Origin of the sequence: Dysgonomonas sp. 520 (assembly GCF_010501095.1) — a bacterium.
GTDB lineage: Bacteria > Bacteroidota > Bacteroidia > Bacteroidales > Dysgonomonadaceae > QVMP01.
On the sequence record NZ_QVMP01000002.1, the window covers coordinates 255,200 to 268,634 of the forward strand.

The window sequence follows — 13,435 nt, forward strand, 5'->3', positions numbered from 1 at the left end:
CAAAAAATACTGATTTATCCATCTTGTTTGTCGCCGGGCTTTTCTTTAGGCTCAATGTCTGACGCCATTGAATCGATAAATTGTTGATAATACGACAAAAGCAAGGTCGTCATCGGTATGGCTATAATCATACCCACAATGCCCATCAACGAACCCCATATCGAAAGCGAGAGCAATATGATTGCCGGATTCAGACCCATTGCCTTCCCCATTATCTTAGGAGTAAGAACCAGGTCTATAATACATTGTATGCCTATGTATATGAGGAAGATAACCCCAAACTGAGCCCAAAAACTTCCTCCGGTCTGGGCAACGTTCAGCCAGCAAAGCATTGCTGCGGGAACTATGGTAAGAGCATGCATGTATGGTATCATGTGCAAGATGGCAATTAATATTCCCATCAGGATAGAGAGCGGAAGGCCCACAATCTGGAAGCATATAGCAAACAACGTTCCCACAATCAGGCAGATGAGTGCCTGATGGCGAAAATACCTGTTCATGCTGAATTCTACGTTCGATGCAAGTTTCTGCACCGAAGCCCTGTATTTGGGAGGAATGAGGTTTATCCACAGCTTGTTGATCTTTTCATAATCGAGCAATATGAAAATAAGATAAAGTATGATTATGAAAATCACGGTAGCACCTAACAAGACGGATATACCGCTTGACAAAATGCCTCGGACAGTAGGAATAAGATACTTAATGGCCTCTTGTGCTTGTTGTTTTGATATGGCTTCTCTTATTTTATTAAAGTCTAAATATTGATTTACAAACTCCCGCATACTTACAGGAAGTCCTTCTATGTTAAGCGTTTGCAGGTGATATGAAGCTATAAGCTGGTTGATCTGGTTGATTTCGTCTTCCACCAACGGGGTAATACCCACTACAACACCTATGATTATCCCTATCATAAGCACAAAAGTAAGCGTGACGGATGCCAACCGATTCTTTATTCTTATTTTGTTCTGAAAAAAACGGACAACAGGATTAAGCAAATAAGCTATCAGCCAAGCCACAAGAAAAGGAAGGAGAACACTGCTGAGAATATAGATCAGGTAGATACCAAAAGCAAACAAAGCAATGCTGATGACCAGCCTCACAACCCTGTCGAAAGTAAAGGGTTTTTCATAATCGCGATACTCCATATTTTTTTTTTCTTTATGTCTGATATTAAGTCTTCTTTTTTTATTCTACCTTTTCCGGGTGGAGTAGAAATAACATTTCGGTCTGCCCGAAAGATTTGTCATGCTGAGCAACGCGAAGCATCTATAAAAACAGTTATCAGTCAACAACCTGTCGTCGAGCGTGTGCCAAAAGTCTTTTCTACCCCTAGATCCCCTAAAGGGGACTTTTTAAACAATTGATAATCGATACACCCCTTTAGGGGCTGGGGGTTATTTTCTGAAATTTGGAACTTTTGACACACGCCCTTAGCTACTGTACGGATTTAAAATCCGGAAAATAATACTCCGGGGTTACAAACTCCGGAGAACAGGTATTGTTGATATTCGGGCGTAAATTTTACGCCTGCTATACGTTGTTCCTAACGGACAAATGCAATTTATTCAAAGAAGTCATCTAGACTTTTTAAATTATACTTAATTTTTGAGTTTTTGTCATGTTGAACGTAGTGAAACATCTAAAAAACAGATCCTTCGATACTCTCAGGATGACAAAATTGAATAAAACGAAAAAGTCTAGATGACTTCAAAATAAAAGAACGTTTTTCAACTACTGATTCACATTATTTAATTTTATCTTTACAAAGATATTTGATTTTTCAACAATTCTATTTTTTTGTCGATGAAACTAAAGGCTTATTTGCTGATATTTATTTTTTCCTTGTCAGCTTCACTCTTTTCTCAGAATAAAAAGCAGGCGATAGATGCTTTTGTCAAAACAAAAGGTCTGGAAAATGCTTCCCTTGGGTTTTGCGCTATGGACAATACAGGAAAGATATTGTATCAACACGATAAGCAAAAGTCACTGACACCCGCTTCCGTTCTGAAATTGGTGACTACCTCAACGGCTTTGGAAGTTCTTGGCAGCGACTATCGCATCAAGACTGAGTTGGCTGTCGACAGCCTATCGCCAAGCAGGCTTCTGATTACGGGATATGGCGATCCCACGCTAGGTTCGGAATATATGGACGAACCGGCCAAAGCGTTTATCGGCAAATGGTATCGGGCAATTGAAAAGAATGTGAAAGGGCAGCCTGTTGATATCACAATCGACGACAGTTATTTTGGATATGACGGGATTTCCAGAAAATGGATTCGTGAAGATATGGGCAATTACTTTGCGGCAGGAAGTTACGGAATCAGCATTTTCGATAACACATACAGGTTGTTTTTCGACACACAGGGTCTTGATTTGTCCGATCGTCCTGTAATTGTAAGGACAGAACCTGACATGCCGGATCTGGTATTTACTAACAATATGACCTTAAACAAAACAGGCCAGGATAATGGCTACATTTTGGGTGAACCTTTTTCGCACGACAGGCTGTTGATGGGTGACATTCCTGTCAACAAAAAATCGTTCAGCATAAAAGGAGACATCCCCTATCCCGGTTTTTATCTGGGACAAACATTAGCAACCTGCCTTGCTGATAGTGGCATTCAGGTTGGAGCAATAAATACGATCCGAACTATCCCTTTCGAGGGAAATGATAGTAAGAGCAAATATAAAGTATTCTACACTCACCACTCACCCACTCTCAAAGACATAATCCGTGTGGTGAATGTGCGCAGCAACAATCATTACACAGAGCATCTCATCCGTTTGGTGGGAAAGAAGCAAGGTTCCGACTCAAAAAACGTTTTAGCCGAAAGCATCAATCAGGCAAAGAAACTGTGGAAAGAGAAGGGATTGAATACCGATGCCCTGTTTATGTACGATGGCTGCGGATTGGCTCCGTCTAACGCCGTCAGTGCCGAATTTATTTGTGGTATTCTTCACTATATGAATACGAAATCGAAACACAAGGACGCTTTTTTCGAGTCTCTGCCAAGGGCAGGAAAAGAAGGAACTGTGAGAAACTTGTTGAAAGGAACCCGTCTGGAAGGGAAAGTACACCTCAAAAGCGGGAGTATTGCCAATGTGCAATGCTATGCCGGTTATGTGATTGTGGGGAAGAATAAATACCCATTTGCCGTGATGGTAAATAATTTCACAGGTCAACGGCGAAATGTGGTCAAAGCAATAGAGAAGCTATTGCTGGATGTATTTTGACTTGTTTCTTTCGTCTGCGGGTGCATAAAGAACCCCCATTTTGTTCACAAACAAGAGTTCTGTGACAAAATTCCAATTAGTGCGACTTATAATATTTTGACAGGCATGTTGTTCCTTTCATTTTTATCTCTTGTGAAAGGGCATATTGTCCTGATTTTTATTTATTTTTGTTATTTGCATATATTTTGAATTAAAATGAGACAGTTTTTTAAAAATGTATTTTCTACGGTAGTCGGTGTTTTAGTCGCTACTTTCTTGTTTTTCCTATTAGGAATTCTTATCGTATCAATTATTGTAAGTTCATCATCCGGTTCTTTTTCACTGAAAGAAAATACTGTTTTGGAGCTGAAGCTGGAGGGCGTCTTGTTTGAACGGACAAGCGTAAAAAATCCCTTGTTCAAAATGTTAGGCGTGGAATCGGTTACCGAAATCGGACTTGACGACATTCTCGGTTCTATAAAAAAAGCCAAGAGCAACGACAAAATAAAAGGTATTTACATACACGCCGGAATGTTTTCGGCTTCAACAGCCTCCCTGCAAGAAATACGTAATGCTTTGACCGACTTCAAGGAAAGCGGCAAATTTGTCGTTGCATACGGAGACGTATACACGCAAGGTTGTTATTACCTTTCGTCTATGGCCGACAAAGTATTCCTGAATCCGCAAGGACAAGTAGATATGCACGGTCTGGCAGCTGTACCAACCTACTATAAAGGTTTGTTCGACAAATTGGGCATCGAAATGCAAATATTTAAAGTCGGCACTTTCAAATCGGCTGTCGAACCATATTCTTCCGACAAGATGAGTGAGCCAAACAGGCAACAAATAACGGCTTATATGGGCGACCTTTGGGGCGAGATGCTGACAGGAATATCCAATTCGAGAAATATTTCCGTTGAGCAACTCAATATATTTACCGATTCGCTCGTAACGTTTCAAGACCAGAAATTCTTGATAGACAATCGCTTTGTAGATTCTTTGCTTTACCCATCGGAAGTGAAAGATTATTTGAAAACTATGGTAGGAATAGAAAAGGACGACAAACTGAATCTCGCAAGCATTGACAATATGAGTTTCGTTCTTTTAGACGAAATAAAAATAAATACGGAAAAACCTCAGATTGCAGTTTTATATGCCGAAGGTAGCATCGTGTCTGCCGAAACCGACACCGACGACGACAGAACCATCGTTGACAGGGATGTGGTGAAGCAATTGGAAAAACTGAAAAATGACGATGATGTGAAAGCCGTGGTTTTCAGAGTAAATTCGCGAGGGGGAAGTGCCTATGCCTCGGAACAGATATGGAAAGCCGTTTCGGAAGTGAAAGCTAAAAAGCCGATAGTAGTGTCGATGGGCGATTATGCCGCCTCGGGAGGATACTACATTTCTTGCAACGCAAACAAGATTGTTGCACAGCCGGCAACGCTGACCGGTTCGATCGGAATTTTTGGCATGTTCCCTAATGTGGAAGGTTTGACTAAAAAAATAGGATTGTCTTTCGATAAAGTGAAGACAAACAGGTATTCCGACTTCGGAGACTTCACTCGCCCAATGCGTGATGACGAAAAAAGATTGTTACAGGCCTACGTAGAGCGTGGTTATGATCTGTTCCTTACACGTTGTGCCGACGGAAGAAAAATGCCGAAAGACTCTCTTGCCCTTATTGCCGAGGGTCGTGTATGGTCTGGTAAGCAAGCTCTGAAACTTGGGCTTGTGGATGAACTGGGCGGTTTGGAAAAAGCGATCTCAATAGCTGCCGAATTAGCAGAATTGACAGACTATTCAACAACGGAATATCCGCATAAAAAGGAGTTTTTTGAAACGATATTGAACTCCAATCAAGAAGAACTGGCAACCCGTGCCCTGAAAGAATATTTGGGTGCAGACTACGAGATTGTCAAAACTTTGAGAGAATTGAAAAATCAGGATTATATGCAAGCCCGTATGCCATTTGAAATGGAAGTTCGCTAAAATTGCATGAAACACGATGAATGAGTAAACATACCGTACATATCAGGAAATATTTATTACCATTATCTTGGTTGTACGGATTTGTTGTGTATCTACGCAATAAGTTCTTCCAATGGGGCATCCTCAAACAAAAATCATACGACATTCCTGTTATCTGTGTCGGAAACCTCACTGTGGGAGGAACAGGTAAGACTCCGCATATAGAGTATCTCATAACATTATTGAAGAATAATTACCGGATAGCAGTTTTGAGCCGTGGCTATAAACGCAAAACCTCAGGATATATCCTTGCCGATAAGACATCTACATACAAGGACATAGGAGACGAACCATATCAGATGTTGCTTAAATTTCCCGATGTGACTTTTGCCGTATCGGAAAACAGATGCAAAGGAATAGAAAAGCTCCTCTCGCTGCCCGAAGCATCCCGCCCTCAAATCATCCTTCTGGATGATGCTTACCAGCACAAGTATGTGAAGCCATCTTTTTCCATCCTTCTGACCGATTACAACAGGTTGTACACGTTTGATGCGCTATTGCCTGCCGGAAGATTGCGCGAACCGGCATTATACTCGGAAAGTGCAAATATAATAATCGTAACAAAGTGCCCGGAAGACCTGAAACCCATCGACCAACGGATACTAAATCACGAGTTGAATCCTTTTCCTTATCAGTATTTATTTTATACATCACTCTCTTATGGCGAGTTGACACCCCTTTTCAGCGAAAAGAAGCCTAAAGCAAAGCTATCGCAGCTAAAAGGTAAAACGGTTTTGCTGGTTACGGGCATTGCCTCGCCCCACCCTCTGATAAAGAAGCTGAATCGGTCTACAAAATTTGTTGAGACAATGATTTTTCCCGATCACCACAACTTTCAGAGGAGAGATATTGTTGCTATCAACAAACGATTTGCAAAAATGAGTGGCAACGATAAAATGGTAGTGGTAACTGAAAAAGATGCAGCAAGATTAAAATCGATGCCGGGGATAAGTGACGACGTGAGAAACGCTATCTACTATCTGCCGATAGAAATAAAGTTTGTTAATGCAGAAGATAAAGAAACATTTAACGATAAAATAATTAAGCATGTTACAGAAGATACAACAAACAGCTGATTACATTAAAAGTAAGATAACGGTAATACCAAACTATGCCATCATACTTGGCACAGGGTTGGGCGAATTGGTAAATGTCATTACCGAGAAAAAAGAAATTCCTTATGAAGAAATTCCCAACTTTCCTGTTTCCACAGTAGAGGGGCACAGCGGAAAACTGATCTTCGGAAAACTAGGGGGAAAAGACGTGCTGGCAATGCAAGGACGCTTTCACTACTACGAAGGATATAACATGAAAGAAGTTACTTTTCCTGTTCGGGTTTTCAAAGCGTTGGGCATTGATTATCTTTTCGTGTCTAATGCTGCCGGAGGAATGAACAGCAGCTTCGAGATAGGAGACATCATGCTGATTGAAGACCACATCAACCTGTTTCCCGAACATCCGCTCAGAGGCAAGAACTTCAACGAACTGGGAACCCGTTTTCCCGATATGAGCGAAGCCTACAACAAAGAACTAAGGAAAATGGCGACTGACATTGCAAAGGAGAACAACATAAAACTGCAATACGGAGTATATGTGGGTACATCAGGTCCTACCTTTGAAACGCCATCGGAATACAATTATTTCAAAATAATTGGAGGTGATGCTGTGGGCATGTCAACTGTGCCGGAAGTTATCGTCGCCAATCATGCTAAAATGAAGGTTCTGGCGTTCTCTATAATCACCGATTTGGGTGTGATCGGTAAGATTGTGGAAGTGTCGCACGAAGAAGTGCAGGAAGCGGCCAAAATAGCCCAACCCAAAATGGCGCTCATCATGGAAGAAATCATCCGGCGAATTAGCTAATGAAAGAAAACATAACAAAAAAGGAAACCTGACCGGGTTTCCTTTTTTTGTATATATGCACAATGTCTTTCTATTCATTTGTGACGGACACTGTCCCAACCATCCCTGTTTTGTCAAATTCATCCGTTCCGAATATATAATACAATCCGGGTGTTACGATAGTTCCGGTATTATCTTTCAGATTCCATAAATACTCACCTTTTACTGCATTTGTTTCCAAAACTAAATTACCTTTCTCATCAGCCAATTTCAGATACGAATTTGGTTTCAGTCCGAATATATTAACCTGTTTGGTTCCGTTCACAGACATTGATGCTGGCTGAACAAGAACCGATATTTCTCTGGAACTTGCGCTTGAAGGTGTACACTTAAACGAAACCATCCCTTTATCGGTTCCAACATATACAATATCATTGTCATTATCTACAACCACATCAAAAATACAATTTGATGGAAGGCAACTATTTTCTGTTGTAAAGTTATAAATTGTTTCTCTCCCATCTTCATCCATCAAAAATAAACCAAGATCGTCAGTGGCAAACCACTTTCTGTTCATTCTGTCTATTGCTACTGAGCGGACAAACGTATTTTCGAATAAATTTATCAAATTGCCCGACCCCTTGTCTATTGTTTTCGCATAACCAAACCGAATGTCGTTATCTAATAAATCCTCTGTTACTTTAATAGTAAAAACGCCTATGTTTGTACAAATCCACATGGTTTTCTTTTTGTCTTCAACCATCCTCATAAAGCGCTCTATATCTAGCCTATTTCCATTCTCATCAAGAAAGGAAGAAACAACTTTCGATTTGTCATCCGACGAGTCTCCTAGTGTTCCGTTTTCATTAAAAAGAACCAAGTTCGGGAAGTCTCCACGCTCTCCCCCACACCACTTATTGCTATAACTATCAATAGCTAAAGATTTACTATTTGTTCCAAGAAATTCCGATTCCGGGATATAATGTGCTTTGATTTCCCAAGGTCCACTTTTTCTTTCGAAAGAATATATTTTAGTTTTTGTATGTGATCCAACAGTCCATAATACCCCATTCTTATCAAAAGCTAACCCATTGACACGCAAAAAACCATACCAACCACTTATAGGCAAAAATTTACCTCCGGTAGTGGAGCTATTATATAAATAAGGATCGCCTTTCGATTTATATTCATAAATACCCATTCCCCAGCTGGTTACAAATAGGTGATCTGAATCTTCCGGGTCGCTTATAACATTCGAAAAATCAATTCTCCCCCCATTTACAGCCGGATAGTTAAACCACGAGTTATTGTCCCATTCGCTAAGCTGTCCCGGATAATTGTAGTTGTCAAGGTAATAGCCTCCGCTAACAACTCTTACTTTCCCTCCGGTATATGCCATGAAAAATGGATAATTGCTATGAGGCCCATTAGGTCTTAAATTACTTTTCAGTTGAGATATACTTGATCCATTCAGGTCAAGCTGAATCTGAGACAATCTACTTCCATTGAATGCAACCCAAAACAGGCCGGAGGAATAATTTGCATATGAAAGGGTAATTAGATTATTTGTATCGTATGATTTGTAAGACTTGTAACCCGAAAAATAATAAATTTTGTTCTTTTGATAAACAGCAAGATGTTCTATATTCTCCGAAACCATTATAGCAGAACTGGTTCCGGTAATAATGTCCTCTACTTTATCGCTATCGGACAGTGTGTACAAACCTTTATCCGAAACTAAAAAATGCAACTTATCCTGATAAGATGATAATTTACATATTTCAGAATCGGAAAATGATACCGAACCGACATACTTGCTACTCAGATTCAATTTCTTCCATTCCGAGATATCTTGAATGTTCTTTTGTTCGGGTATCGTATACACTCCATCACTGGTTGCAGCAAAAAACTGGTTATCAAGGTATGTTATAGAATATACCGGAATATTGAAGAAACATGTCTGTCTTACTGTTTTATTGTCTATGTCGATAGCATAAATGCCAAAATTTGTGGCCACATAAGCCACATTATTCAACATAAATATGTCATTCACCTTCTTGTTTAACGCCGGATTTGAAGAATCCAATCCTTGAACGGAATAGAATGTTTTATCGGAAGTCATCACATCCATTTTATTGTTTTCTCTCACAATGAGTAATGCCGACCGAAGACTGTTGTATGCCAATTTCATAACTTTATCGTTGCCCCTGTCTTGACGAAAACAGATGTCATAACCACCTGAAACAGCATCATATTTAAATAACTTGCCATCAATAACAGCAAATGCCTCGCCACTATTTCCGGTGGCTAGTTGCTCTACATCTTTTTCATACGAGAAGTGCGATTTCCACGTATTTTCTTCTGTTTGAGCATATAGCAAATTACAAAGAAAAACGAAAGAAGCAATCAATATAGTCTTTGTATAATTCATAGTTAGATTATTATTCATTTTTTAGGAATTTACATAGTTTGTCTATTGCCAAAGCCCTGTGGCTTATCGTATTTTTTGTTTCAAGACTAAGTTCGGCAAATGTTTTATCATATCCTTCGGGAACAAATACCGGATCGTATCCGAAGCCGGAGTTGCCCTTGCATGAGTTTGCTATAACACCTCTCACCTCTCCTTCGAAACAGTGCTCTTCATCATCAATTATAAGCGCAACAACAGTTCTGAACCTGGCTTTCCTATTTTCTTTGCCTTTCAGTTCGGACAAAAGTTTTTCTATATTTTTTTGAGAATCCTTGTCTTCTCCGGCGTAGCGTGCCGAATGAACACCCGGAGCATTATTCAAAGCCTCCACTTCCAAACCTGTATCATCTGCAAAACAATCGAACTTATAATTGTTTTTTACATACTGTGCTTTGATTTTCGCATTCTCTTCTAAGGTTGTTCCTGTTTCCGGAATGTCAACAATGCACCCGATGTCTTCCAGACTCAGTACTTCAAAATCGTTTGCCAATATGGCTCTCACTTCATCTAATTTGTGTTTGTTATTTGTCGCAAAAATCAACTTTTTCAAAAACATAGTAATTGTAAAAAACAGTGGTCTTTGGCAAATATATTAAATTTAGATTGAAAAGACATCACATTGAAAGTATTTTAATATAGAAACCGTCTAGACTTTTCCGTTTTATTCAATTTTGTCATCCTGAGAGTATCGAAGGATCTGTTTTTTTAGATGTTTCACTACGTTCAACATGACAAAAACTCAAAAATTAAGTATAATTTAAAAAGTCTAGATGACTTCATAGAAGTCTTCCCAACTTTTTCAAAACAACAGAATAAAGCCAATTGCGAAAATCATAAAATATGTGAACCAGTAGTTGAAAAATGTTGGATTTTATCCGACAAAATGCAATGAGAGTAGGGGTGCGTTTGTAGGGGCAGGGCTCTGCTCTGCCCGAAAGATCTATCTAATGTAATCCAACCACACTATTCAACATTAAAAAAAATTGAAGCAAGCGTCATTCAGTTTCGAAGTCTTCTATTTCTTTCAATGAATCTTGTATTTGCTGGATAAATTTCCGGTAGGTCTTTTTATAAAACAAGAAGACGATGAATAGTATCGCCGCAATTATGATGGCAGTGTAGATGATAAAATATATCCTCGCATATTCCGGTAGATTTCCGATAATAGTGTAGGTGAAAGAAGACATAAACAGGATGGCAAAAACCGCCCCACCCCATTTTTCATACGAAATATACATTTTATATCGCAGTATTTTTTTCGAACTTGTCAGTATATCCTGTTTTTCAAAATCAATATTTTTCAAATATCTAAACTTGAACATTTGCCAACAAAACATTATCAAACAGGTGGCTATATAACATGCCTTAAGCACTGTATTGTACTGTGCATGAACAAAAATCATATTATGAATAAACGGAAAAGGGATACAGCACAGAGTGGTAAAAAGAAAAATAAATTCCATTTTTTTCAGTTTACTCAAAGCACCTTGTCCTCTGTTGTCAACCATTCTGCGTATTTTTTCTTCGCTGATGGTTGGCTCCACATCCAGATTGTTCCACTTCGATTTTATGTTGTCTAAATCCATATTATATTGTTCTCCTCACTCTTACTCGTTCGACATTTTTCTCAATTTTTCTTTAATCCGCCCCAATTTAGTAGCCACATTCGTAGGCGTCAATCCTGTAATTTCGGCTATCTCCTTGTAGGGTTTATCGTCCAGGTAAAGCAAAACCAATGCCCGTTCAATCTTACCTAGCCTGTTTATAAGTTTGTATAAAGTTTTAATATCGTCGCTGTTGTCCGGAATATCCGGAACATCCATCGTTATATCTACATACTGAGGCTTATTCTTGCTCCTCCGAAAGAAAGTCACACAAGTATTCAGTGCTATGCGGTATATCCATGTAGATATCTTGCTCTCGCCCCTGAAATTTGGATAAGCCCGCCACAAGTTGATAACAACCTCCTGATACAAATCGCCGATAGGCTGATCTTCACTCACATAGAAAGAAGTGACTTTGTAAATGATACGCTCATGCTCACGTATCACCCTCATAAACTCCTTTTCCTGTTCCGATCCCCTATGCACGTTTATTGTATTTTATTATTGTTAGTCGATAGTTTTGCAGTTTTGTCACAAATGAGAATGTTAAAAATCAGCTCAGGAGTTTAAAGAAATCCCATATCACAATGCCTGCCGTTACCGAAACATTCAAGGAGTGCTTGGTTCCGAATTGGGGAATTTCTATGGTTCCGTCGCACATATCTACAACATCCTGTTGCACCCCTTTCACTTCATTGCCAAGAATAACGGCATATTTTTTATCCTTATCAACAGCAAGTTTGTCAAGCATAACACTGCTCTCTACCTGCTCTATTGCGAAGATATGATAACCAGCCTCTTTCAGTTCGGAAACAGCCGCTCGCGTATCTTCAAAATATTTCCACGAAACGGAATGTTCCGCACCAAGTGCTGTTTTATGAATTTCAGCGTTCGGAGGCGTAGCGGTTATTCCGCAAAGATAAATGCTGTCTACCAGAAAGGCATCGGATGTTCTGAACACCGAACCTATGTTGTTAAGGCTGCGTATGTTGTCCAGCACCACCACCAATGGAATTTTTCGGGTTTCTTTATATTCATCAACAGAAAGCCTGTTCAGTTCGGTTATCTTAAGTTTTCTCATGTCTATTTCTATTTTTTTTAGAATTTGTCATCCTGAGTGTAACGAAGGATCTGCTCTTCTCCAGATGCTTCCTATCGTCAGCATGACAAAATATTCTTTAGTCTATCAAAACAACACTGGCCTGTTCTACCTGACCACCAATCGGAGGATTTTCTTTCGATATTTTCAATTCTATTTTTTCTATTAATTTGAACTCGCACTTAAGTTTTTTAATAATTCGGTACCCAATATTCTCCAATAATTTCGATCTGACTTGCATTTCCTGCTCAATTATACCGAATACATCGGCATAACTCACAGTTCCTTCCAAGTCGTCTTTCTCACAGGCAGAGAGAGCGTTAAGTTCAATTTTAACGTTGACTACGAACGTATTACCAACAATATTTTCTTGCTCAAATACCCCGTGATAAGCATAAAACCGGGCGTTTTCAATTAAAATGAAAGTTTTCATAATCGTAAAACATCTTTCTTTTGTTTAGTAAGTGCAAAACTATGTTTTTTTTTTATATTTGCCCTTCTTATATATTATCTAACGAACGTTTTTTTTAATGAATATGGGGCGAAAAGAAATAACACCTCCAAATCCGAGCAGTATGCACAACGTGCTATCTTCGGGGACAGTGTTGACAGGAAATTTGGTGACAGGCGACGATATACGTATCGACGGTACAATTGAAGGGAATATTATTAGTAGTGGGAAAATAATTGTGGGAAACAATGGAAATGTTTCGGGCGACATAGAATGTCACAACCTCGACCTGATGGGCAAGGTGTCGGGAAACATCCAATGCTCCGAGATTGTTATATTACGATCCAGTGCCAGGCTGGATGGAAATATAAAAACCCAGATAATAGAGATTGAACCGGGCGCTTCTTTTTATGGAACATGTCAGATGAATGACCGCAGAATAGATGAATAGCCTTTAATAGAGGCTATTTTTTTTAGTATCTTTACAGAATTCGGATAGCAGCCGAGCAGGGGGATTGCAAATCCCATGCAACGCAAGTGAAAAAACCGGTATCTTGCGTCTTGTACCCTGTTTACTATATAATCAGGTAAAAGTAAACCATATCATAATACAATTTAATAGACATTATATTCAATAAAACTATATATGATTAAAAATCAATGAATTTGCAATTCTAAAATTATGCAGACCGCAAGCAATAATCATGACTAAATCGTCAAAACCA

Annotated in this window: 12 protein-coding genes; 5 read left to right on the top strand and 7 right to left on the bottom strand. The window is 39.2% G+C overall.

What is annotated here, in order from left to right; translation table 11 throughout:
- Positions 1 to 14: 14 nt before the first annotated feature.
- On the bottom strand, positions 15 to 1,145 hold the full coding sequence (locus D0T56_RS02495; RefSeq protein WP_163318552.1) for an AI-2E family transporter: 1,131 nt from the start codon (positions 1,143 to 1,145) through the stop codon (positions 15 to 17).
- A gap of 658 nt (positions 1,146 to 1,803) precedes the next feature.
- Between D0T56_RS02495 and dacB the strand changes: the two genes are divergently transcribed.
- The 4 genes from dacB to D0T56_RS02515 all read left to right on the top strand — a co-directional run bounded on the left by dacB (position 1,804) and on the right by D0T56_RS02515 (position 7,107).
- The gene (gene dacB / locus D0T56_RS02500) at positions 1,804 to 3,234 is read left to right on the top strand and encodes a D-alanyl-D-alanine carboxypeptidase/D-alanyl-D-alanine-endopeptidase (protein ID WP_163318553.1); all 1,431 of its coding nucleotides are present in this window, start codon (positions 1,804 to 1,806) and stop codon (positions 3,232 to 3,234) included.
- A 195-nt stretch (positions 3,235 to 3,429) separates the two neighbouring features.
- Positions 3,430 to 5,205, top strand: coding sequence for a signal peptide peptidase SppA (gene sppA, locus D0T56_RS02505; protein ID WP_163318554.1), 1,776 nt, complete (start codon positions 3,430 to 3,432; stop codon positions 5,203 to 5,205).
- Positions 5,206 to 5,225: 20 nt separating this feature from the next.
- Positions 5,226 to 6,320, top strand: a complete 1,095-nt coding sequence (gene lpxK, locus D0T56_RS02510; RefSeq protein ID WP_163318555.1) for a tetraacyldisaccharide 4'-kinase — start codon at positions 5,226 to 5,228, stop codon at positions 6,318 to 6,320.
- Positions 6,292 to 7,107: a purine-nucleoside phosphorylase gene (locus tag D0T56_RS02515; protein ID WP_163318556.1), complete on the top strand. Its 816-nt coding sequence runs from the start codon at positions 6,292 to 6,294 to the stop codon at positions 7,105 to 7,107. Before lpxK ends, D0T56_RS02515 begins: the two co-directional genes overlap by 29 nt.
- A 70-nt stretch (positions 7,108 to 7,177) precedes the next feature.
- On the opposite strand, the gene D0T56_RS02520 is transcribed toward D0T56_RS02515, so the two are convergent.
- The 6 genes from D0T56_RS02520 to folB all read right to left on the bottom strand — a co-directional run bounded on the left by D0T56_RS02520 (position 7,178) and on the right by folB (position 12,692).
- A complete protein-coding gene (locus D0T56_RS02520; protein ID WP_221412324.1) occupies positions 7,178 to 9,517 on the bottom strand; it encodes a hypothetical protein in 2,340 nt (779 codons plus the stop codon).
- 10 nt (positions 9,518 to 9,527) lie between these two features.
- Positions 9,528 to 10,112, bottom strand: a complete 585-nt coding sequence (locus tag D0T56_RS02525) for a non-canonical purine NTP diphosphatase (protein WP_163318558.1) — start codon at positions 10,110 to 10,112, stop codon at positions 9,528 to 9,530.
- Between the two features lie 439 nt (positions 10,113 to 10,551).
- Positions 10,552 to 11,142: a hypothetical protein gene (locus D0T56_RS02530; protein ID WP_163318559.1), complete on the bottom strand. Its 591-nt coding sequence runs from the start codon at positions 11,140 to 11,142 to the stop codon at positions 10,552 to 10,554.
- Positions 11,143 to 11,163: 21 nt separating this feature from the next.
- Positions 11,164 to 11,613, bottom strand: a complete 450-nt coding sequence (locus D0T56_RS02535; protein ID WP_163318560.1) for a sigma-70 family RNA polymerase sigma factor — start codon at positions 11,611 to 11,613, stop codon at positions 11,164 to 11,166.
- Positions 11,614 to 11,713: 100 nt separating this feature from the next.
- Positions 11,714 to 12,241 carry an RNA methyltransferase gene (locus D0T56_RS02540; protein ID WP_163318561.1) on the bottom strand — a complete coding sequence of 176 codons (528 nt, stop codon included), beginning with the start codon at positions 12,239 to 12,241 and terminating at the stop codon, positions 11,714 to 11,716.
- A gap of 97 nt (positions 12,242 to 12,338) precedes the next feature.
- A complete protein-coding gene (folB, locus tag D0T56_RS02545; RefSeq protein WP_163318562.1) occupies positions 12,339 to 12,692 on the bottom strand; it encodes a dihydroneopterin aldolase in 354 nt (117 codons plus the stop codon).
- Between the two features lie 103 nt (positions 12,693 to 12,795).
- Between folB and D0T56_RS02550 the strand changes: the two genes are divergently transcribed.
- Positions 12,796 to 13,161: a polymer-forming cytoskeletal protein gene (locus D0T56_RS02550; RefSeq protein WP_255490991.1), complete on the top strand. Its 366-nt coding sequence runs from the start codon at positions 12,796 to 12,798 to the stop codon at positions 13,159 to 13,161.
- Positions 13,162 to 13,435: the final 274 nt, after the last annotated feature.

Excerpts from the sequence above, each read along its gene's own strand:
- D0T56_RS02515 (WP_163318556.1), top strand. The coding sequence starts at position 6,292 with ATGTTACAGAAGATACAACAAACAGCTGATTACATTAAAAGTAAGATA.
- D0T56_RS02495 (WP_163318552.1), bottom strand. The coding sequence starts at position 1,145 with ATGGAGTATCGCGATTATGAAAAACCCTTTACTTTCGACAGGGTTGTG.
- D0T56_RS02530 (WP_163318559.1), bottom strand. The coding sequence starts at position 11,142 with ATGGATTTAGACAACATAAAATCGAAGTGGAACAATCTGGATGTGGAG.
- D0T56_RS02520 (WP_221412324.1), bottom strand. The coding sequence starts at position 9,517 with ATGAATTATACAAAGACTATATTGATTGCTTCTTTCGTTTTTCTTTGT.
- dacB (WP_163318553.1), top strand. The coding sequence starts at position 1,804 with ATGAAACTAAAGGCTTATTTGCTGATATTTATTTTTTCCTTGTCAGCT.
- folB (WP_163318562.1), bottom strand. The coding sequence starts at position 12,692 with ATGAAAACTTTCATTTTAATTGAAAACGCCCGGTTTTATGCTTATCAC.
- D0T56_RS02550 (WP_255490991.1), top strand. The coding sequence starts at position 12,796 with ATGGGGCGAAAAGAAATAACACCTCCAAATCCGAGCAGTATGCACAAC.
- D0T56_RS02525 (WP_163318558.1), bottom strand. The coding sequence starts at position 10,112 with ATGTTTTTGAAAAAGTTGATTTTTGCGACAAATAACAAACACAAATTA.
- D0T56_RS02535 (WP_163318560.1), bottom strand. The coding sequence starts at position 11,613 with ATGAGGGTGATACGTGAGCATGAGCGTATCATTTACAAAGTCACTTCT.
- sppA (WP_163318554.1), top strand. The coding sequence starts at position 3,430 with ATGAGACAGTTTTTTAAAAATGTATTTTCTACGGTAGTCGGTGTTTTA.
- lpxK (WP_163318555.1), top strand. The coding sequence starts at position 5,226 with ATGAGTAAACATACCGTACATATCAGGAAATATTTATTACCATTATCT.
- D0T56_RS02540 (WP_163318561.1), bottom strand. The coding sequence starts at position 12,241 with ATGAGAAAACTTAAGATAACCGAACTGAACAGGCTTTCTGTTGATGAA.